Genomic DNA, 20,128 nt, shown 5'->3' with positions numbered 1-20,128 from the left:
GTATCACAAACTCTTAAGATAGTAATCAAGGGGATGCACCAGACCAGGTCTATCCCCTTTCTTAATGTCTAGAACTTTTGGGGATAATGTGAAATTTACGACATTCATCGCACTTCTTCTATACCACCCTAATCTTGTGTTTGCGCATTTGAAGATATCCTCTTTACTAAATTTACACTTATATGTAATATTTAGATTCATTAGATTCTTATAAATCGTTTTTGGTTTCTTCCATTGTTTTATGATGACGCATCTTATCTTATGGCGTAACCATTGTCCGAACTTATCAAGGAATGTTTTAATGCTACCTATCTTGAAATAGTTGATCCATCCTCTCACAATCTGATTTACTTTCGTAAATGTTTTTGCTAACGGTCTGGAAACGGCATGTTTTCTTTTTAAAACCTTTTTGATTTTAGAATACAGTCGTTTCTTTCTATCTTCTGTAGGCTTACATTTCCATCTTTGTCCATTCTTATGAAAGGTAAATCCCAGGAATTGCCCTTTTGTTGGTCGGATTACTTTTGTTTTTGTTGCGCTAACTTTCAAGAATAATTTCCTCTCTAGCCATGATGTCACTGACTTCATCACTCGATTTGCACTCATCTCGCTTTTAACGAAAATGATGCAGTCATCTGCGTATCTTGCAAATCTGAGATTTCTAAGTTCCAGTTCTTTATCAAACTTATCTAGGTAGATATTGGTGTTCCTACCGTTGTGCTTTTGACTAGTCCATTATCTAATACTCCTGCTCTTAGATATGCCCGTACTAAATGCAGTGTTGTTGCGTCATTGACATTCTCTCTTAAGATTGAAATCAATTTATCATGATTTACCGTATCAAAGAACTTCTCGATATCTAAATCAATTATCCATTCATACCCTTCATTCAAGTTGTTTATTACTTCCTCCATTGCCATATGCGCACTTCGCTTTGGACGAAATCCATAGCTATGTTCACTGAATATTGGCTCATAGATTGTATTAAGAACCTGTGCCACGGCTTGCTGGATGACTCGGTCTACTACCGTCGGAATTCCCAAAGGTCTTTGTTTCCCATTCGGTTTTGGAATATAGACTCTTTTGACCGGCATGGGTCGATATTGCTTGTCCATTATCTTTGAAATCAGTTCTTCCCGATATTGTTCAAACCATTGCTCGACCTCCTGTACCGTCATTTTATCCACCCCAGGTGCTCCTTTGTTCTGTTTGACCTTCCTGATTGCCATTTCTAAATTCTCCTCACTGAGTATCTTTTCCATCAATTTCATTTGCTGCTCCTCCTCCATTCGTAAATTCATTTGGAACCATCCCCACTACCTTTGCCATCTATGGTTACGTTCCATAGTTCCAGACTATTCTCGTTTTCGGACTATCCAAACATTGCTTATAGCGATTCGCACTCTATAAACGTTTCAGCCCTTCGGTACTTCTACCTTAATACGGCTTCATCTGACTTCTTGTGGTAAACCTTTTAGAGAGTGGTACCATTGCTGATTTTAAAGCTTACCGGACTTCACCGTCCACAAGACCTCCCAGGGTAAGGCATATATCTTTCTCCTCATAACCTCCTGATTTACTGTCTTGGTTTTACGTTTACCTTTCGGACTTCGGTTTGTAATGCAACCTTATCCACCATTTAGCCTCATTAGGTTTCTATTCGTAGGCTCGTAAGATTTGCTACACCACTTCCTTCACCCATGGCATCACTGCCAACGGCTTGTGGTTCACTACACTTGGCGGTAACTACCCGTGACCGGACTCTCACCGGCTAGATATATGCCATACCTGGCACACACCTTAAAAATAGTGCCAGCTTTTTGCTGACACTATTTTTTATTCAACATTTATTTCTTTCGCATCTGAATCAATGACCATATCTTCAACTTTAGATTTAAATTCTTTTACCTTCTTATTTAAAATAAAAATCGTAATCAGATCACTGACACCGTTCACGATCAATGAGATACCTACAAACACGATTACTGACAAATAAACTGTAAATGGATAAAAAACCATCAAAAGTCCAAAAACAAGAGTAACCAATGCCCCTATCATCACAAGCCACCATCGATCATATCCCATTCTTTTTAAATCCCATGCATTTTGTATTTTCACAATACTATCGATCATGACCACAACACCTAATACTACCGGTAATGTTTCAATAAGTATCTCAGGTACTATGATTACATAGATACCAATTGCTAAACCAATGATCCCTTGTACTAGATCATAGCGATAAGTAACAAAGGGTGATTTTGTTCTTTGATATAAAACAAGATGAAAAATACCATATATAATGGTAAGTCCACCAATCAAATAACAGATGGCGTATCCGCTTCCTTCTGGAAAAAGCACAAGTATTATACCTAATATCAGATAAAACACGGCAAGCAAAATCATATTCTTCTTTAATTCCTTGATCATATCTAACATAGTATCACCTCTATTTTATTATATCCATTTTCTTTCATCTTTACCAATTTCTTTATACATTTTTACTGTTTTGGTGAAATAATGTTTTACATAAACTATAAAAAGAGATATTTCATTTGAAACGAATGAAATATCTCTTGCTTGTTTATCTTTATTTAGTTGCACCACAAATAGAACAGGTTTCAACTGTAATCGTTACAGTACGCATCTCAGTCTTCTCATAAGGCTCGCAAGGAACCTCTTCATACAGACCTGAAATAATGGAATGATCATTTAAATAAGTCGCATTACCATTACTGTCATATCCTTGAAAGAGCGGATTATCTTCAGGCCTATCATAAGGATTATAAAGTGGATACAGTTGTCCATCAGCACTGTGCGTCCATTCATTAAAACGGTTTGGATCTCGTGTTTCTTCCCATGTTTTTGTATTATACCAGTAGATACGATAAAGTGTATACTCCTTTGTTTCGGTACCCACGATTACAGTTACTGGTTCCTGTACAGTTTCAGTGTGACTGACCCATACATGTTCGTGAGAAGGTTTAGAACTGGAAGAACTGTTACTATTTGAATTGCCACTACTAGAATTATTAGTATTAGAATTACTGTTACTAGAAGAATTATTGTTAGTTTCACTTTGGTTTTCTTCTGACGTCTTATCTGTTGTGTCGTTTGTAGTAGTTTCGTCCCCTACTTCTGCTTCTTCTTCATTATCTGTAACAGTTACAACAGTACTGACTTTAATTATGATCGAATCTTTTTCCGTATCAAAAGGAACTTCTATATTTTCATCTTTTACAAACGTTTGTAGTTTTTCTTTATCAAATGTAATTGTGTAAATGACTTCATATTCTCCCTCTTTATTATAATCAACCTGACTATCATCAACATCAATACTTTTTACATAATCATCATTGAAAGAAACTAAATCTTTTAAATCAATTTCTGTACCTTTCACAACTTTCATATCTTGAATACCTGTAATGAGTCCGTTATCTTCAAGTATCCCAATGTCTTCAACCTTGACTTCCTGTTCTACAACATTATCTTCTGCATGTGGATTTGTTTTTGTAACTACAAAATAAATGCTTCCTGCAACAACTACTACAGCTAAAGCAGCAACAACCATTACAAGTATCTTATTCTTTTTAATAAAATCTTTTACTTTTGACATAATACTCAGCCCCTTTAAAAATCTTACTTATTGTATTCTATCACAATGTATTTTTATAAGCAAGAAGCCGGGTCTATCATAGTAATTCTACCAAAAACGTAATACATTAAATCTTACGATTGATATGAAAAGCTGAAAGTTTTATTTTACTTTCATCTTTTCATTAATCTCTACTGTTTTACCTATATTTAATGTAAATGTGAGCTGATCCGTATTCTCTACGGTTTCTTTACTAAAGTGGAATTCATTATAAACGATCTTTTCTTCCTTTGGATAATGGGTCATCCAATAAGTAGTGGTGCTATCATCTTCAGCAAAAAGTAATTGATTACTATCTTCTCTAGGAGTGATCTTCAAGTTAGCTGTGGAGATGGCGGTCATGATGAACGTGGTCGCAGCGAATAACAGCATCAATCCGGTGTCACTGGAACGACTGCGGGGAGAATGTGTCAAGGAAGTCAAAAGGCTGAATGGCTCCTTCTCTTTTGATGATGCGGTGAGCTGGCAGAAAGGATGGGAAGAAAACGAGTAGCAATTGAAAACGAATTGCAATCCCCGGTTCCTCTTGATATAATAATAGTTAGATATTACTAACTCGTTTGCATATTAGGAGGATAGATAGCCATGTCCGAATTTGGTATAGTAGAAGATACAATGTTTATTCCTATGGTGGGAAGGATTTACGCCACCGAAAAGTTTCCGGGTATTTTATATGATAAAAAAGCACTTTCATTAAAAGAAAAGTTGCCATCCGCACTGTTGGAAACAGGAAATCAAAGTCAATACACGCTTCTGGCTTCTGCATCCCGTTCCGCTAATATGGATCGGCATATCCAGAACTTCCTGAAACGTAAACCGGATGGTGTTGTTATACAGTTGGGCTGCGGACTGGAGACAACGTATGATCGCAATGAAAATGGACAAACCCAATGGTATGCTGTAGACCTGCCGAATGTAATCGAATACCGGCGCAGTTTGCTCCCGGAACCTGAGAAGGAAACTTATCTTTCAGGAGATGCTTTTTCAGACGGATGGCTCAGGCAGATCCGCAGGAACATGCCTGATACGCCTCTTCTGGTTACTGCAGGAGGTCTGTTCCATTACTTTCAAGAGGAAAAAGTTCTTGGCCTTTTGCAGATGCTGAAAGGTTTCGGGAATATAGAGCTTGTGTTTGATACGGTAAATAAAAGCGGCATGAAAATGTTGCAGAAGAAATATATGAAGCAGATGGGGCATGAAAATGCCCGAATGTTTTTTTATGTGAATTCGGCTGAAGATCTGGTTACCACCTTGGGTGGCGGTGTCAAAGTACTGGCGGATGAACCGTATTACAAGTTTATCAAACGAGATGGATTAAAAATCATTACAAAAATCAGTATGGATGTCTCAGATCGATTTGGAATGCTCAAAATGCTCCACCTGGAGTGGAGGTGAAGTGAATATGACGGTCATGATAGAAAGTTTAATCGGAATCCTGTTATTCACAATCCTGATTGTTCCGCTGACATTGAAGAATCCCCTTACCTCGGTGGGAGATTATCCCCCGGCCATACGGGAGAAATGTATGGAATTAGGATTGATCGAAAAAAGAGAGCAACGCTTTACCAGGGCAGATATCATCCGGAAGGGGATCGCCCTGCTTGTTTTTGTGTTCATCTTCGCTGTTATCCTGAAACGGTTTAATGGAGCGGATACATTCTGGAAAGGGTTTCGGGATTCCTACCTGATCTGGCTGATCATTGATTGGTATGATGCCCTTGTACTTGACTGCATCTGGTTTTGCCATTCGAAAAAAGTCAGGATACCAGGCACAGAGGATATGGAAGAATATAAGGATTACTGTTTTCATATTAAGCAGTCCTGTATTGGTATGCTTCTTGGCTTGCACGCCTGTCTTGCAGTGGGAGTGATTACAGCAATCCTCTGATCAGCCATCAAATGATATAAAACAGAATATGATTCGCATTCAGTAGGAAATCTCTTACTATGTCTCCTGCTCTTCCTTTACTCTAAAATGGAAGGAGGTTTCTCATGACCCGCCATGTCACTATCAAATGATTAACAGGTAAAAAATGAATTGCAATCCTGCATGTCTCCTGATATAATATTAGTTAGTTATGACTAACTTATTTGCGCATAGGAGGGTACATCCATGTTTACTGTTCGTCCATATAAGGAAAAAGATGCTGCGGCCTGCGGGGATTGCTTCTACGAAGGATTCTTTTCATGCTCTGTGGATCAGAACGATAAAATACTTTTGCGTGACTACGCACAGATCCTGATTGAAAAATGCAATTTCACCTATGTTGCGGAAACGGAGGATCATCAGGTCGTAGGATTCATCTGTGGAAAATATGATAAGCGTTTCAGCAAGGCTCTGGCAGCTCAGTATGAGACAAAAAAGCACTATGGCCGTTGGTGTAAAATGTTTCTCAAGTTCTATCTGAAAAGATATAAAATGTCAGCACCATTCCAGAAGCAGTTTGATGCCTTTTTCCGTCAGCTACAGGAAAGGGATAAGGAAACCGTTGGGAAATGCGATCTGGAACTCGTTGCCCTTTCGTCCAGAAGGAATTACAGAAAGGGGTTGGGAACCGCATTGGTCACACAATTTTTGAATCGGGCAAAAGCTGATGGAGCAGATCGTGTGCGGCTTTTTACGAACACTCTTGCATCGTGGGAGTTTTATGAAAAACGTGGATTTAAGAAAGTGGCAGAGAAGCCCTTTCAGGATGGCTCCGGCAATCAGTCCCTCGTTTATGAGTACGTTTTGAAGGAGCATGAATATGAAAAACACCATCTGTGAAAAACTGATGTGGTCAGCGATGACACCTGCTATTTTCAAATATATCGCAGCCAATTGCAAAAATACGGATACATTCAGGGTGAAGAAGAAATCACGTAAAAACTTTAAAGATATGTTGGCGAGGACACCCGACATAGGCGGTTTTACGAAAAATCCTCTGCGAATCTGTCTTTCCGGCGGAATTGTCTGGATGGCAGTTTATAAGGCAATGGATGGGGCGATGAGCCATGAGCAGTTCGGGGAAATGGTGACAGCCACGATGCAGGCGTCGCTCATTAAAAAAGCTTTCGGGAGTAAAAATCCATTTGATATGGAATATCAAAAAAAGAAAGTCAAGAAGGACAGAATTGCAAATGCCATATCCGACAGTGAATTCAACTGGATGACGGAGACGATTCCCGGAAGGGATGCAGACGAATACACCATCAACTATCACAGGTGCGGCCTGTGTGCGCTTGGAAAACAGGAGCATTTGGAAGAACTGATACCCTATATGTGTGCCATGGATTTTATTTCTGCTGATCTCATGGGCGGCGTGTTATACAGGACAGGTACACTTGCAGAGGGCGCAGAAAAGTGTGATTTCTATGTTTGCAAAAAGGACTCTAAATGGGATAAAGAAAGAAAATACGGACAGCAATCCAAGCTGCAAAAACAGGGAGAGTTGGGAAAGTGGAATATGTGACGGTTGCACAGGAGGGGTTCTATGGACTTTATCATGTCCCTGTTAAGGATCATGATCCCAAAAAGGTCGTCATCGTAGTAGGCGGCAGCGAAGGGAATGAAAATATCCCGATGAATGTGGGTGCTATGTTTGCCAGGTGCGGCATCGCCGCGTTAGGTATTTGTTACTGGAACGTAGACGGGCTGCCGAAAGAACTGGTTCGGGTGCCTGTCGATCCATTTGAAAAAGCGATCCTGTGGCTGAAAAACAAAGGATATGAAAAGATTATCATGTATGGCATTTCAAAAGGCGCTGAACTGGTATTGCTTTGCGCTTCTCTTATGCCGGATATCTGCGGCGTTGTTGCCCTCTCCCCGATCCACTGTATATGGGGAGGCATGTACGGGAATAAAAGCATGGCATCGAAAACTTTTTCATCTGCCTCCGAATTCACATACAGGGGAAAAGATTTTCCGTGTATGACAGCGCATCTGAAATATGGGCCGGCAATCCGGAACCTCATCCTCCATCAGCAGTTCGAGTTATCCTACATCTACGAAGAACCGCTGAAACATTTTGATGAGGATACAGCCATTCATGTGGAGAACATTCAGGGAAACATTTTATTTATTTACGCAAAGGAAGATCTCATGTGGCCCAGCAAAGAGGCAGTGGCATATATGGTAAACCGCCTGGAAAAACACCGGTTTGCTTTCCGGGTAGATGTCTTGGAATATGAAAAAGCAAGCCACATTCTTGTTCCATTAAATCCACCTAAGCTGAAAATGTTTAAAATTGAGAGACAATATCCGGAGGACTGCAGGCATAGCCGTGAAGACGCTTTTCATAAAACGATAAAATGGATATCGGAGGTGTAGCGAATATGGCGGTCATGATAGAAAGTCTGATTGGTATCTTATTATTCACAATCCTGATTGTTCCGCTGACACTGAAAAATCCCTTTGCCTCGGTAGGCGACTATCCTCCGGCCATAAGGGAGAAATGTATGGAATTAGGATTGATCGAAAAAAGAGAACAACGCTTCACCAGGGCAGATATCCTCCGAAAGGGGATTGCCCTGCTTGCTTTTGTGTTCACCTTCGCTGTTGTCCTGAAACATGCATTTTCTTAACTAGTTTAAATAAATTGCCAGTGAATTAAAACTATTTTATAAATAATTTAGAATGATCTCAATTAATCATCTACATGAATACTTAAACTTTTTATTTCTTATTATCAAAACATTATTTAGTGTTTTTCTAATTGAAATTATATCACATTTTATATATAAAAAGTCTAATTTTTTCTGTTTTATAGCTATAAAAATCTGCTCAAAATCTCGTTATTGTCTAAGTTATTTATTGAGAATAACCTTTTTTGTTGGAATGATTTTTAGGTTATTCAGTTCAAACACTTTTTTAAATATAGGACCAATTAGTGCGGATACACGATTTAGTGTTATGCTATGAAAATCATTGTCATACTTGTCAACTCTTCTTTTTCTTCCTTATGAAATGCATCATATCTTAATGATGCACTTCACTTATCCACACACTATTTCGAGTTACAAAAAAACTGAAAATAAAACTTATTGTTCTATCTTCAGCTTTTCATTTTCTTCATCATATTTACTTAAGATGACCTTGTGTTCTTTTAGTGATGCTTGTACATCAATAATACGCTGGTTCAATGATCCTTTGAATTTGAGCTGATAATGTTTTTGTTCATGAATAAAGCGTCCATCAACGAGTACATCTACATATTGAAGCAGTTCGAAACAATCTTTTTTTTCAAGCAATTCTTCATAAAGATAACCACTATAAGCCCAGATATTTAACTTCTTTTTCTTGGCTGCCTTGGCAATTTCTATAAGAGGCAAAGGCTGTTCAAAAGGTTCTCCTCCTGAAAAAGTGATTCCTTGTTGTAACTTAATATCATCTAATAACGCAATGATCGTTTCTATGTCTTCTTCAAAGCCACCCTTGTAATCATGGGTTTGTGGATTGTGACAAAAAGGACAGTGATGTGGACAACCCTGTGTCCAGACAACAATTCTTAATCCCGGTCCATCGACGATACTGTCGATATTACACTTGCTCGCTAATCTTATTTTCATCTTAGACATGTTTTACACGATCGTGTTCTTCCGCTTTTTTAGCGTCATTAAAGCGATCGATTGTTCCTACGAGATAGCCTGTAATACGACGAATCTTATCAAATTTTACTTCGCCCTTCGTTTCATCACGACCACATTTTGGACAGCGATGCCCTTCAATAACACCTGAATAACCACATACTGGATCACGATCCACCGGATGGTTGATGCTGCCATAACCTACACCGCTTTCCTTCATACAGCGCACAACTGCTTCAAAAGCTTCCAGATTATTGCATGGATCTCCATCCATTTCCACATAAGAGATGTGACCGCCATTGGTAAGTTCATGATATGGTGCTTCAATTTTAATCTTATCAAAAGCACTGATATGATAATAAACAGGCACATGGAAACTATTCGTATAATATTCACGATCCGTTACACCTTCAATGATACCAAAACGTTTTTTATCCATTCGTGTAAAACGTCCTGCCAGTCCTTCTGCAGGTGTCGCAATCAATGAGAAATTCAAATGATCGATATTCATCTGCTGATCCATACGTTCACGCATATGAGAGATGATCTTTAAGCCTAATTTCTGTGCTTCTTCACTTTCTCCATGGTGTACACCGATACAAGCTTTCAGACATTCCGCAAGACCAATAAAACCTAAAGTCAATGTTCCTTGTTTCACAACATCTTCTAAAGTATCATTCCAGCCTAGCTTATCTGAACCTCTCCATACACCTTGTCCCATAAGGAACGGAAAATTCTTGACTCTTTTATTTGACTGAATTACCAGTCTTTCTTTTAATTGCGCAATCACTGCATCAATTTTAGAATCTAATTCCGCAAAGAAACCTACTTCATCAAACTTTCCTAAAGTTACCACTCCATGCTTGATACCAATACGTGGCAAATTGATAGATGTAAAGGAACAATTTCCTCTGCCTGTAACGGTTGATTCACCATTGATATTACCCACAACTCGTGTACGGCATCCCATATAAGTAGCTTCTGAATCTACATTTCCTGGAATGTAATACTGTTTATTGAAAGGTGCATCTAAAAATGAGAAATTTGGGAAAAGACGTTTTGCGGAACAACGCATGCTTAACTTGAAAAGATCATAGTTAGGATCTTCTTCATTATAGCTGACACCTTCTTTTACTTTAAAGATAAGAATTGGGAAAATAGGTGTTTCACCATTTCCAAGTCCTGCTTCCTGTGCTAATATCAGATTTTTTGAAACCATTCTTCCTTCTTCTGAAGTATCTGTACCAAAATTAATGCTTGAAAAAGGTACCTGTGCACCAGCACGTGAATGCATCGTATTTAGATTATGAATAAAACCTTCCATTGACTGATAAGTCTTTCTATCTGTTTCACGATAGGTTTCATCATAAGCAAATTTTTCTATCTTTTTGATATCATCTTCAGATAACTGATATTTATTTCTTAATAATTCTTGTTGTTCATCCAAATATTCCTGAGGCATCTGGATCTTTGGATAAACACCCTTATTATTTTCAATTGCTTTTAGATCTTCTAAAACATTCACATCTAAGCCTTTCATCAGTTCAACGGCTTTTTTCATGTTTTGATAATATGTTTTCTTAAATGTTTTTTCAACACCTGGCGCTAAATAATAATCAAAAGCAGGAACACTTTGTCCACCGTGCTGGTCATTTTGATTGCTTTGAATCGCAATAGCCGCTAAGGCTCCATAAGACATGATATCCTGTGGTTCTCTTAAAAAACCATGTCCTGTAGAAAAACCTCCCTGGAAAAGCTTTGAAAGATCAATTTGACAACAAGTCAATGTTCCCATGTTCATAAAATCCATATCATGTACATGAATATCTCCATTTTCATGAAGCAGGGCATGTTCAGGATTCATCACCTGACTCATACAAAATTCTTTTGAAACCGCACTTCCATACTGAAGCATCGTTCCCATTGCAGTATTACCATCAATATTCGCATTATCACGCTTAAGATCGCTTTCGTTTGAATCAGAAAAAGTAATTTCCTTGATCGATCTCATCAGACGGGTTTTCATATTACGGATATTTGTTCTTTCGGCACGATACAAAATATATTTTTCACTCGTTTTCGCATGACCTGTTTCGATCAATACTTTTACGACTGCATCCTGTACTTGTTCTACAGAAGGAATCGCATCTTTGTATTCTCTATTTAAAAGAGATACAACTCGATCTGTCAGATATTCCGCAGTACTGTAATCTGCTTCTGTTCCTTCTTCTTTTGCCACCTGTGTAGCCGCTAAAAAAATGGCCCGTGTGATACGTTCAGGAATGAAATGATCTTCACGTCCATCTCTTTTTCTGATTTTAGTAATCATATTTAAAGCCTCCCAATTTCTTCCCTAAAATGTTCTTATCGATTTTATTATAGACTTTTTAAAAATCATTTACAATGTGTTTGACTATGAAAGTAGTTTACATTTCAATGGTCATTTTTTGATACTAAAAAAGACCGAAATTGGGGCACCCTCCGTAAGGAAGGTGCCCCAAGGTGGCTCTTGTATCTAAACTGAATAATTGATTTCGTTAAGCGGTGTAGCCATTGGCTATGCCGTTTTTGCTTTGCGTTCCGCCATATGCTTTTGGAACGCTTCTTCCATTTCTTCGGGAGTGAGTTCTCGGAGTATGCCAACGCCGCTGTAGTAAATATCAATGAGCTGAACTCTTTTGCCGTCAAGGTATCTTGGAGCGTGTACCACGATTTTATCAATGAACTCGTGTACCAACTCAGACGTTAGTTCCTTGATTTCGGTTATCCTCTTGACCTTATCAATAAACCTCTGTAAACTCTCGGCCTTGTCCGTTTCGGTTTCAAGATAGGTTTCCATATCAGGAAGTGCAGTTTTTAGTTCCCGTTGTTCTTCCTCGTAGGACATTGACAAGGTGGCATAGCGTTCATCGGATATTTTACCGATAGCGTTATCTTCGTAGAGTTTCTGTATAAGACCGTCAATCTCTGCGATACGCTTCTTTGCCTTGCTAAGCTCTCGGCGTTTCTCCACAAGTTCTCTTTTCTTATCCTCGCTGTAACATTCCATCTGTTTGCGGGCAAATTCCTTTTCAAAGGCTTGCACGTTCAGTAGGATACGTCGCATACTTTCCAATACATTTTCCATTACCACTTTTTCACGAATATAGTGGGCGGAACATTCATCGGAATTTTTGCGGAACGAGGAACAGAAGAAATATGCTTGCTCCCGTTTGTAATTATTTGTTACGCTGTAATACAATTTTTCTCCGCAATCTGCACAGTAGAGAAGTCCCGAAAACCAACTGACGATTCCGCTTTTAGTAGGTCTGCGGCGGTGCTGCCGAAGTTCCTGCACCAATTCAAACACTTCTCGGTCTACGATTGCCGGATGAGTGTTCGGGAAGATTTTCCATTCTTCCTGCAGTCTTTCAATCTTGGTTTTGTTCTTAAAGGACTTTGTTGTGCTTCGGAAATTGACCGTATCTCCGCAATACTCTTGCTTTGAAAGAATATTCGCAACGGTATCTGCACACCAATTATACGGAACGGCGGGCGGTTTACTGCAATTCCTGCCGATACTAATCCAATATTCCGTAGGTGTCAGCACCTTTGCGGCTTTGAGCCGCTTTGCGATCTGTGTCGGTCCAAGTCCTTCAACACATAGGGCGAAGATTTGTCTTACGGTCTTTGCCGCTTCTTCATCAACAATCCATTCCTTTGTATTTTCGGGATTTTTCATATACCCAAAAGGCGGATTTGTTGTAAGCGGTACACCCGCCATCCTCTGTATCATCGGTAAGCCTGCACAGATCGGGATGCATTTTAGCATAGGCGGTCAATCTGTTTTTGAGATCGGTATTGTACGTGCTTACCGTTATCCATCGGCTCGCTTCATCAAAGAATATCTCTGTTGTTTTCTGCGACTTTTAAGTCCTGTTTTCATCACTTCACGCTCCTTTCAAAAAATAGCTTAATTTTTCTTGTGTTTTCTAAGTAGGGCATTTTTTACCGATTTTTCACAGTTCAAGACTTGTGAAAAATACGGAATTTTTAATAGAAACACCCCGAACGATGCGGACATCGTCAAAACCTTTTCTGTTTGGAAAAGCACCGACTTTTACAGTTCAAGAGCCATTTTGCCGTTCTACCCGAATGTCGTTCCTGCCCCTGCGTTTTCAGCGGCGTTGTTTCGCTCATATCATCGCAAAATCATATCCCATTCGGACGGTTATTCAGTTGTTAAGTACAAGCGGCTTAATTTGCCCCTCAATAAGTAGCCAGCGAGAAGGGCTAAAAATCCAACCTTTTCAAAAACTTTTCTATCTAACGTCAAAAATCTTCGATTTTATGCATAGTTTTTTGAAAAAAGGCAAAACAAAAAAGCCACTACACAGACATCAAGAATCGGCGGGAGCTTTGCTCTCGCTTCAAAATGATGTTCTATGTAACGGCTTTGAAATTCAAAGACGGGACTGTTATCGCACCCATTCACTCGCTAACAGTACCAAAACGCATAGAGTGGTGGGTGACGGTATTTTCTCTTAGCATACCGACGGCATTGGGTGGCTTTGCTACATCTCAATCTTACATCGTATTCAATTGTAAACCCTCATTTAAAGGGATTATATTTTACTGTACGGAACGTATGTTTGTCAATGCTTTTTTGAAAAAACATCGAAATTAGTAAAGTGAAAAGTTAAATTCTACTTTAATATAGGAAGAGATGAATTTAATCTTTCACAAAATTCATGTTGAATTTACTCTTTCAATATGTCATATTGAAAATGACCGGAAGCAGCCAGAATCACAAAGAAAGGAGGCCCTTATGGCTGCCACAAATAAAAATAAACATATGACCGAAAATGAAAGAAAAATTATTGAATCAAGTATTCGTAATGGTGCCACCCATACGGCCATTGCACAAGTCATCGGTAAAGACAAGTCTACCATAGGAAAGGAAATCAGGCTTCATCGGGTCCTGACTTATAAATGCAATCTTCCTCTGGAATGTGTGAACCGATCCAAATGCTCTCATAATCACAGCTGTAAATTGGAATGCCCTGATTATATCCGGTTTAAATGCTCACGAAGAGACAGAAGTCCCGGGGCCTGCAATGGCTGTTCAAAATTTCATTCCTGCAGATTCAATAAATATGTCTATCAGCCCGAAACAGCTCACAGAGAGTACAGGAATACGCTTGTCGATTCAAGAGTGGGCGTGAACCTGACAACAGAGGAGGCAAAAAAGATGGGCGGAATTGTCAAACCGCTTCTTGATCAGGGCCAGTCCCCTTATCAAATCATTCAGGCTCATCCGGAATTAGGAATTACTGAAAGAACCCTCTATACTTATATCGAAACAGGCGTATTCAGTATTGTCGGAATCAGTGTTATGGACCTAAGACGCCAGGTATCCAGAAAAAAATTCAAGTCTAAGAAAGCCGCTTTAAAAAAGCGTGAAGACAGAAGATTCCTGAAAGGGAGAACCTATAAGGATTACTGTAACTATCTCTCCGAGAATGAGGACGCCAGAATCGTACAGATGGATACGGTATACAACGATATATCAAATGGTCCATTTATTCAGACATTCAAATTTGTGAAATACGGCTTCCTGTTCGGCATCCTTCACGAAGAGAAAACAGAGGAAGCGATGGTTTCAGGCGTGAATGCTTTAGAAAATCTTTTAGGCAGCGAACTTTTCCATGAAGAAGTTGAAATTCTTCTGACAGACCGCGGAAGCGAAATGGCCGATGCAGAAGGAATTGAAAAAAAAGAAAACGGAGCAAGAAGAACCCGTGTCTATTACTGTGATCCGATGCAGTCCACACAAAAGGCAACCCTGGAAAACAATCATATTGAACTGCGCTACATTTTTCCAAAAGAAACAGATTTAAGAGCTCTGGGGCTAACATCTCAGAAAGCCTTGAATACTGCACTGTCGCATATTAACTCGATGTCAAAAGAAAAGCTCAACGGAAAGTCACCCATTGAGCTGATGGAATTTCTTCATCCTGAACTCATGAAGAAATTCAACGATTTTGGAATTACCAGAATCGAAAAAGATAACATTATTCTAAAGCCCTACTTATTGAAAAAATAATGAATTAAAAACCAGCTGCTTCACGGTCTTTCAAACAAAACATAGTAGAATTTAGTCTTTCCAGCCAAAAAAATTTCTAAATTCTCCTATCCTTTATTGCGGCCTTTTTATGTTATCGTCAATAATATTATATACCTGAAACAGTAATTCCTACAATAACAAAAAGCAAATAACTATCCGTCTGTCCTGATAACTATTTCATTTTAGAAATGATGAACGACTAATTTCCACATTTTTTTGTCGCTTTTTAAAGTAGAATTTAACTTTTCACTTCACGAAACATCGAAATTTATTGAAAAATTGTTGACATTTACGTATAATGAGTATATAATAATACGATTTAGATTCAGTAAAATCTATTTGGGCGGCTTGGGATAAAAGGAGATATTATGATTATGCATGATTTCGAGTATGTTCCAAAAGAAGAATGGGAACCAATTAGAGATGAACTTTTGGAAATTATCCACAGATTACAGAAAGAAGTAAGAGATGATTTTACTTTTCAATATCATTTTGTGGGCAGTAGCAAACGAAAAATGATAACCCGTGACCAAAACTCTAACATTGGTTTTGATTTCGATGTGAATATTGAAGTAAATGACCCCGACGAAGACTATTCTGCCGAAGATATACGAAACATTCTTCATAAAGGTCTTGATAGAGTTACTAATCCCTATGGATATTCCATTTTCGGATATGATTACACCGAAGATTCCACTCGTGTTCTCACCATAAAAGTAAAGGATAGAGCCAACTCTTGTATATTGCATAGTTGTGACTTTTGCATTATATATGAATGCGGCGATGGACGGCAACAATATATTCGCTATAACAAAGAACAGCGCAGTTATTCGTGGGAATACCAGCCAAAAGGATATTATGATCTCCCTATCAAAATTGAGTGGATTAAAAAGCATAAACTGTGGCAGCAAGTCAGAGATAATTATATAGACAAAAAGAATACAAACACCGATGATAATAAAAAATCCAGATCAATTTTTGCTGAAACGATTCATCAAGTCTGTCAGCAAAATGGATATTATCGATAACAAAAGCGGAGAGTAAATTTTTATGTATTGTAAAAATTGTGGTAGAAATGTAGACGATACCTCATTATATTGTAATAACTGTGGGGCACGGATTGATAATAAGTCCGATGCAAATGTTTCTGAAGATAGTTCAAGTTTTGGGTTCGCTATCTTGGGATTTTTTATTCCGATTGTTGGTTTAATCCTCTTTCTCATATATGAAGGAAAGAAACCTAAACGAGCTAAATCGGCAGGCAAAGGTGCTTTGATTGGCTTTATAACCAAAATCGTTTTATCCATTATTCTTTTGATTCTGTATGTTGTTTTTGCTGCTACGCTTTTCACTAACATATCAGATGATATTGAATCTAATATACCTGCAATTGGTGATGTATTTAGAGAAGAAACGACAGACGAAATTTTAGAAAAATATGTTGATGTTTCTTTTGGAGAATTCAAGGTAACTAATAATGGATACTTCTCCGAAACGTCCCTTGATATCACAGTAAAAAACAAAGCTGAAAAACAATGCACTTATTACATAACGATTGAAGCAGTAGATACAAACGGTGCAAGAATTGAAACAGATATGATTTACGCTGATAGATTAGGTGCCGGACAAGAGATATATTTGAAAGCCTTTGAATATGTAGATCAAGAAAAATTAAATCAATTCAAAAATGCAACATTCAGAGTTTTAGAAATAAACAAATATGATTATTAATTTTTCAAGCGAGATACTATATGGGTAAGCATTTTTTTGATTTCGAGGACGGCGATTTTGCTCATTCTATCTCTGACAATATGGCAATAGATTCTGACGGAGATTTATTGATGAGGATGGGAGATAATATGGCAATCGACATGGATTCAGGCGAATTGCATATTATATCCGGTTGTTCTAATGATGAAGATGATGATGATCAAAACAGCGGCGGCAGAGAGGTATAAATCTCCCTGCCGCCGCACTTCGATTACTTATAAATTATATCATTATTTACGATTTCAGTAGCTCTACTGCGGATATTATTCATCCGAGCAACCCACTCCATTTGGTTGTCTGCTTTGAGTTGTTCGGTAACACCCTCACGCTCTGCCATTTGTTTTACAAGCCGAAAAAGCATATCTTCAGCTTGTTTATCAATGTCTGCAAGATAGGCGTTTAACTTACCGCTTGTCAGCAGATTAGTGTATCTCACCTTGTGGTGTTGCTTGATGTACCGTAGGTGTCGCTGCCCCCATACACCAATAGGTTGTTCTTCTTGTTCGGCAGGCAAGAGATTAGGTAAATAATAATCTCCAACCTTTGTATATGTACCGCCCATTTGCTCAAATATAGTCTTTTTCATAATCTTAATCCTCCGTATATCTAATCTTAAATCTCTTTTGTTTTGCGTTAATGACTTTTAGCAGGACTTCGGCAACTGCATCGGTATATCGCCCTTTTTTTATGAGAGCATTCCGTTTGTCATTAAGAGCGTTGATGATAATTCCTCTTTCGTATTCGTCAAATACTATGTAATATTTTTTCATTATCATCACTCCTTCAAGAGATCCTCGAACGGAGCATCCGTTCCGATAAAGGTGTCATATGTAAATTTCGCACCTAACCGAAAACCAATTATGAAGCTGTCTAATGTTGATTCGCCGTTTACGACACTCCAAGCGTTTGCAAAATCAAGAAATAACTTCTTATTTTCATCATCTAATGCAGCCGTCAGCTTTTCCTCGTTGTTCATCAGAATTTCCATCTGCTTCTGAACATCCTTGTTTTGCTTTGTGCTACGTGCCTGTGGATCAAGATTTCCGTAGAAAAATTCTTCAATAAAGTTTGCCATTGTGTAATCCTCCGTTATGAATTGAATTATCCTTACAATTCAATCATTCTGGCTGACTACAAAAGCCAAAGGGAGACAACTTCCTTACGAAGTGTCTCCCTTGATTCGATCTTCTTTATTTATATTCGATGAGCACTTCCTACGACCTGCATTTTTTCCATGACATATTGTTTCACATATTCACGGCCTCTTGCACCATATTTTTTAGGATCGATCGTATCTGGATTTTCTGCTAATACTTCTTTGACTCCTCTTGTATAAGCAATTCTTAAATCGGTTGCGTAATTGACTTTACAAATTCCACGTTGAACACATTCTTTCACGACTTTATCATCAACACCACTCGTACCATGAAGCACCAAAGGAATATCTACGACTTCACGTATTGCACTTAATCGGTTTAGATCAAGTTTTGGGGCATGCTTATACACACCATGAGCTGTTCCTATGGCGACAGCTAAGGAATCACAGCCACTGCGTTCTACAAATTCTTTTGCTTTTGATGGATCAGTATAACCACCTTCGCCATTATCTAAGCTGTCTTCTTTACCGCCTACGGTACCTAATTCTGCCTCTACACTAATATTAGCTGCATGTGCTGCTTTTATTACTGCTGATGTCAAAGCAATATTTTCTTCAAAAGGCTTTTGAGAGCCATCGATCATGATCGATGTATATCCACATCTGAATGTCTGCATTGCTAATTCAAAACTATTGCCATGATCCAGATGAATGGCTATCGGAACTTCAGCTTTATTTGCTAATGCCTTGACATTGGCTAGATATAACTCAGGACTTGCATACTTTAAAGTAGAGGGCGTCGTCTGAATGATGATCGGTGAGCGCATCTCTTCAGCGGCTGCAATAACAGCTTGTACCATTTCCATATTTTCAACATTGAAGGCACCAACTGCATAATGATTTTTTTGTGCTTCAAGAAGCATTTTTTTCGTTGTTACTAACATAACACCACTCCATTTCAGCTTTTATCAGCCGTTCTCATTATAACGCAGTCACTTCAATTGTTCAACGAAGATACTAAAAGGATTTATGCGGCCCCTTGAGCGCCATCAACTGCATAAACAGAACCGCTCACATAGCTTGCCTCATCGCTTGCTAGGAAAAGGGCAACATTTGCCACTTCATCAGGCTTTCCAAAACGTTTGAACGGTATACTTGATGCAATTCCTTCTTCATGCTTTTTCGCATCTTCTAAAGAAAGATTTGTTACATTCCAGATATCCGTACGAATTGCACCAGGAGCAATGGCATTCACACGCACTCCCTTTTCAGCTAGTTCTATCGCCCAAACACGTGTAAAGTTTTCAACTGCTGCTTTTGCACCTACATACATCGATAAATTGGCAGCACGATGAGTAGCTCCAACACTAGAAAGGTTTATGATGCTGCCTTTTGCTTCTATAATCATTGGTAAAGCATGAATCGTCATATTTACAAGCGCACGAACATCCAGACTAAAAGCTTTATCATAGTCTTCAATCGTAATTTCGGTAATTGGCTGAACCGGACACCATCCGGCATTATTGATCAAAATATCTAAATGACCATATTTCTCTTTTACAGTTTCCATTACATGTTCAACGACTTCATCTTTTGTAATATCCCCTGCTACATAGCTGATTTTGTCATCTAAAGCTGCTATTTCTTTTAAAACCGCTTCTCTTCTTCCAACAATTACAACATGAGCTCCTTCTTTCGCATAACGCACAGCGATAGCTTTTCCAATACCTGAACCGCCACCGGTAACAATTGCAACTTTTCCATCAAGTTTCATCTTTGCTCCTCCTCTCGATACTTAAATTATAAAAAGAAGGGAATATTCATAGAAGTTTCAATTTGTTATTCAGTGTATACCAATAAGTAAATAGTTTTTTTATCAAATAACAAAAAATGATATTGTAACCAAAATTATATGCGCTCCTTATCGGCATACCCG

Annotated in this window: 23 protein-coding genes; 10 read left to right on the top strand and 13 right to left on the bottom strand. The window is 38.5% G+C overall.

Going from position 1 to position 20,128, the window contains the following annotated elements; translation table 11 throughout:
* Window positions 1-3: 3 nt before the first annotated feature.
* The 5 genes from BQ5367_RS13780 to BQ5367_RS03175 form a co-directional block, all read right to left on the bottom strand.
* Entirely contained in the window at window positions 4-672 is a 669-nt protein-coding gene (locus BQ5367_RS13780; RefSeq protein WP_268874432.1) for a group II intron maturase-specific domain-containing protein, read from the bottom strand.
* 17 nt (window positions 673-689) lie between these two features.
* Window positions 690-1,271, bottom strand: coding sequence for a reverse transcriptase domain-containing protein (locus tag BQ5367_RS13775; RefSeq protein WP_268874429.1), 582 nt, complete (start codon window positions 1,269-1,271; stop codon window positions 690-692).
* A 565-nt stretch (window positions 1,272-1,836) separates the two neighbouring features.
* Window positions 1,837-2,439 (bottom strand): HdeD family acid-resistance protein, encoded by a 603-nt coding sequence (locus BQ5367_RS03185; protein WP_071441117.1) that lies wholly within the window; start codon window positions 2,437-2,439, stop codon window positions 1,837-1,839.
* Window positions 2,440-2,590: 151 nt separating this feature from the next.
* Window positions 2,591-3,616: a hypothetical protein gene (locus tag BQ5367_RS03180; protein WP_071441116.1), complete on the bottom strand. Its 1,026-nt coding sequence runs from the start codon at window positions 3,614-3,616 to the stop codon at window positions 2,591-2,593.
* Between the two features lie 141 nt (window positions 3,617-3,757).
* The gene (locus BQ5367_RS03175; RefSeq protein WP_143052338.1) at window positions 3,758-4,078 is read right to left on the bottom strand and encodes a hypothetical protein; all 321 of its coding nucleotides are present in this window, start codon (window positions 4,076-4,078) and stop codon (window positions 3,758-3,760) included.
* A gap of 162 nt (window positions 4,079-4,240) precedes the next feature.
* Between BQ5367_RS03175 and BQ5367_RS03170 the strand changes: the two genes are divergently transcribed.
* The 6 genes from BQ5367_RS03170 to BQ5367_RS03145 all read left to right on the top strand — a co-directional run bounded on the left by BQ5367_RS03170 (window position 4,241) and on the right by BQ5367_RS03145 (window position 8,218).
* The gene (locus tag BQ5367_RS03170) at window positions 4,241-5,050 is read left to right on the top strand and encodes a class I SAM-dependent methyltransferase (RefSeq protein WP_071441114.1); all 810 of its coding nucleotides are present in this window, start codon (window positions 4,241-4,243) and stop codon (window positions 5,048-5,050) included.
* A 130-nt stretch (window positions 5,051-5,180) separates the two neighbouring features.
* On the top strand, window positions 5,181-5,543 hold the full coding sequence (locus tag BQ5367_RS03165) for a hypothetical protein (RefSeq protein WP_202615255.1): 363 nt from the start codon (window positions 5,181-5,183) through the stop codon (window positions 5,541-5,543).
* Window positions 5,544-5,768: 225 nt separating this feature from the next.
* Entirely contained in the window at window positions 5,769-6,422 is a 654-nt protein-coding gene (locus tag BQ5367_RS03160) for a GNAT family N-acetyltransferase (RefSeq protein ID WP_071441112.1), read from the top strand.
* The gene (locus BQ5367_RS03155; RefSeq protein ID WP_022789868.1) at window positions 6,403-7,107 is read left to right on the top strand and encodes an L-2-amino-thiazoline-4-carboxylic acid hydrolase; all 705 of its coding nucleotides are present in this window, start codon (window positions 6,403-6,405) and stop codon (window positions 7,105-7,107) included. Before BQ5367_RS03160 ends, BQ5367_RS03155 begins: the two co-directional genes overlap by 20 nt.
* Window positions 7,095-7,964: an acyl-CoA thioester hydrolase/BAAT C-terminal domain-containing protein gene (locus BQ5367_RS03150; protein WP_071441111.1), complete on the top strand. Its 870-nt coding sequence runs from the start codon at window positions 7,095-7,097 to the stop codon at window positions 7,962-7,964. Before BQ5367_RS03155 ends, BQ5367_RS03150 begins: the two co-directional genes overlap by 13 nt.
* A gap of 5 nt (window positions 7,965-7,969) precedes the next feature.
* Window positions 7,970-8,218 carry a hypothetical protein gene (locus tag BQ5367_RS03145; protein WP_071441110.1) on the top strand — a complete coding sequence of 83 codons (249 nt, stop codon included), beginning with the start codon at window positions 7,970-7,972 and terminating at the stop codon, window positions 8,216-8,218.
* A 456-nt stretch (window positions 8,219-8,674) separates the two neighbouring features.
* On the opposite strand, the gene nrdG is transcribed toward BQ5367_RS03145, so the two are convergent.
* From nrdG to BQ5367_RS03130, 3 genes are all read right to left on the bottom strand, one after another.
* Window positions 8,675-9,202, bottom strand: coding sequence for an anaerobic ribonucleoside-triphosphate reductase activating protein (gene nrdG / locus BQ5367_RS03140; RefSeq protein ID WP_143052337.1), 528 nt, complete (start codon window positions 9,200-9,202; stop codon window positions 8,675-8,677).
* Between the two features lies 1 nt (window position 9,203).
* Entirely contained in the window at window positions 9,204-11,549 is a 2,346-nt protein-coding gene (locus BQ5367_RS03135; protein ID WP_071441108.1) for an anaerobic ribonucleoside triphosphate reductase, read from the bottom strand.
* A gap of 228 nt (window positions 11,550-11,777) precedes the next feature.
* Entirely contained in the window at window positions 11,778-12,995 is a 1,218-nt protein-coding gene (locus BQ5367_RS03130; protein WP_071441107.1) for a DUF4368 domain-containing protein, read from the bottom strand.
* 1,032 nt (window positions 12,996-14,027) lie between these two features.
* Between BQ5367_RS03130 and BQ5367_RS03125 the strand changes: the two genes are divergently transcribed.
* The 4 genes from BQ5367_RS03125 (at window position 14,028) to BQ5367_RS03110 (ending at window position 17,284) form a co-directional block, all read left to right on the top strand.
* The gene (locus BQ5367_RS03125) at window positions 14,028-15,305 is read left to right on the top strand and encodes a helix-turn-helix domain-containing protein (RefSeq protein ID WP_071440651.1); all 1,278 of its coding nucleotides are present in this window, start codon (window positions 14,028-14,030) and stop codon (window positions 15,303-15,305) included.
* Between the two features lie 389 nt (window positions 15,306-15,694).
* Window positions 15,695-16,354, top strand: a complete 660-nt coding sequence (locus tag BQ5367_RS03120; RefSeq protein WP_202615254.1) for a hypothetical protein — start codon at window positions 15,695-15,697, stop codon at window positions 16,352-16,354.
* 22 nt (window positions 16,355-16,376) lie between these two features.
* Window positions 16,377-17,057 carry a zinc-ribbon domain-containing protein gene (locus tag BQ5367_RS13335; RefSeq protein ID WP_071441106.1) on the top strand — a complete coding sequence of 227 codons (681 nt, stop codon included), beginning with the start codon at window positions 16,377-16,379 and terminating at the stop codon, window positions 17,055-17,057.
* 20 nt (window positions 17,058-17,077) lie between these two features.
* Window positions 17,078-17,284, top strand: coding sequence for a hypothetical protein (locus BQ5367_RS03110; RefSeq protein ID WP_071441105.1), 207 nt, complete (start codon window positions 17,078-17,080; stop codon window positions 17,282-17,284).
* Between the two features lie 23 nt (window positions 17,285-17,307).
* Here the strand turns inward: BQ5367_RS03110 and BQ5367_RS03105 are convergent, their stop codons facing one another.
* From BQ5367_RS03105 to BQ5367_RS03085, 5 genes are all read right to left on the bottom strand, one after another.
* Window positions 17,308-17,682, bottom strand: a complete 375-nt coding sequence (locus BQ5367_RS03105; protein WP_071441104.1) for a TnpV protein — start codon at window positions 17,680-17,682, stop codon at window positions 17,308-17,310.
* A 4-nt stretch (window positions 17,683-17,686) separates the two neighbouring features.
* Window positions 17,687-17,866, bottom strand: a complete 180-nt coding sequence (locus BQ5367_RS03100; RefSeq protein ID WP_235858722.1) for a hypothetical protein — start codon at window positions 17,864-17,866, stop codon at window positions 17,687-17,689.
* A gap of 5 nt (window positions 17,867-17,871) precedes the next feature.
* Window positions 17,872-18,171, bottom strand: a complete 300-nt coding sequence (locus BQ5367_RS03095; RefSeq protein WP_071441102.1) for a DUF6809 family protein — start codon at window positions 18,169-18,171, stop codon at window positions 17,872-17,874.
* A gap of 119 nt (window positions 18,172-18,290) precedes the next feature.
* Window positions 18,291-19,136, bottom strand: coding sequence for a class II fructose-1,6-bisphosphate aldolase (gene fba, locus BQ5367_RS03090; RefSeq protein ID WP_071441101.1), 846 nt, complete (start codon window positions 19,134-19,136; stop codon window positions 18,291-18,293).
* An 83-nt stretch (window positions 19,137-19,219) separates the two neighbouring features.
* Entirely contained in the window at window positions 19,220-19,966 is a 747-nt protein-coding gene (locus BQ5367_RS03085) for an SDR family NAD(P)-dependent oxidoreductase (protein WP_071441100.1), read from the bottom strand.
* Window positions 19,967-20,128 lie beyond the last annotated feature (162 nt).

The sequence above is a fragment of the Traorella massiliensis genome (assembly GCF_900104665.1).
Taxonomy (GTDB): domain Bacteria; phylum Bacillota_I; class Bacilli_A; order Erysipelotrichales; family Erysipelotrichaceae; genus Traorella; species Traorella massiliensis.
The sequence above is the reverse complement of the archived record's forward strand: the minus strand, read 5'-3'. Positions and strand labels throughout refer to the sequence as shown.

Bases quoted from the DNA above. Each gene is read 5' to 3' on its own strand.
- BQ5367_RS03160 (WP_071441112.1), top strand. From the start codon at position 5,769: ATGTTTACTGTTCGTCCATATAAGGAAAAAGATGCTGCGGCCTGCGGG.
- BQ5367_RS03130 (WP_071441107.1), bottom strand. From the start codon at position 12,995: ATGATACAGAGGATGGCGGGTGTACCGCTTACAACAAATCCGCCTTTT.
- BQ5367_RS03135 (WP_071441108.1), bottom strand. From the start codon at position 11,549: ATGATTACTAAAATCAGAAAAAGAGATGGACGTGAAGATCATTTCATT.
- BQ5367_RS03185 (WP_071441117.1), bottom strand. From the start codon at position 2,439: ATGTTAGATATGATCAAGGAATTAAAGAAGAATATGATTTTGCTTGCC.
- BQ5367_RS03100 (WP_235858722.1), bottom strand. From the start codon at position 17,866: ATGAAAAAATATTACATAGTATTTGACGAATACGAAAGAGGAATTATC.
- BQ5367_RS03170 (WP_071441114.1), top strand. From the start codon at position 4,241: ATGTCCGAATTTGGTATAGTAGAAGATACAATGTTTATTCCTATGGTG.
- BQ5367_RS03180 (WP_071441116.1), bottom strand. From the start codon at position 3,616: ATGTCAAAAGTAAAAGATTTTATTAAAAAGAATAAGATACTTGTAATG.
- BQ5367_RS03110 (WP_071441105.1), top strand. From the start codon at position 17,078: ATGGGTAAGCATTTTTTTGATTTCGAGGACGGCGATTTTGCTCATTCT.
- BQ5367_RS03155 (WP_022789868.1), top strand. From the start codon at position 6,403: ATGAAAAACACCATCTGTGAAAAACTGATGTGGTCAGCGATGACACCT.
- BQ5367_RS03095 (WP_071441102.1), bottom strand. From the start codon at position 18,171: ATGGCAAACTTTATTGAAGAATTTTTCTACGGAAATCTTGATCCACAG.
- fba (WP_071441101.1), bottom strand. From the start codon at position 19,136: ATGTTAGTAACAACGAAAAAAATGCTTCTTGAAGCACAAAAAAATCAT.
- nrdG (WP_143052337.1), bottom strand. From the start codon at position 9,202: ATGAAAATAAGATTAGCGAGCAAGTGTAATATCGACAGTATCGTCGAT.
- BQ5367_RS03165 (WP_202615255.1), top strand. From the start codon at position 5,181: ATGGAATTAGGATTGATCGAAAAAAGAGAGCAACGCTTTACCAGGGCA.
- BQ5367_RS03145 (WP_071441110.1), top strand. From the start codon at position 7,970: ATGGCGGTCATGATAGAAAGTCTGATTGGTATCTTATTATTCACAATC.
- BQ5367_RS03105 (WP_071441104.1), bottom strand. From the start codon at position 17,682: ATGAAAAAGACTATATTTGAGCAAATGGGCGGTACATATACAAAGGTT.
- BQ5367_RS03125 (WP_071440651.1), top strand. From the start codon at position 14,028: ATGGCTGCCACAAATAAAAATAAACATATGACCGAAAATGAAAGAAAA.
- BQ5367_RS03120 (WP_202615254.1), top strand. From the start codon at position 15,695: ATGATTATGCATGATTTCGAGTATGTTCCAAAAGAAGAATGGGAACCA.
- BQ5367_RS03085 (WP_071441100.1), bottom strand. From the start codon at position 19,966: ATGAAACTTGATGGAAAAGTTGCAATTGTTACCGGTGGCGGTTCAGGT.
- BQ5367_RS13775 (WP_268874429.1), bottom strand. From the start codon at position 1,271: ATGAAATTGATGGAAAAGATACTCAGTGAGGAGAATTTAGAAATGGCA.
- BQ5367_RS13335 (WP_071441106.1), top strand. From the start codon at position 16,377: ATGTATTGTAAAAATTGTGGTAGAAATGTAGACGATACCTCATTATAT.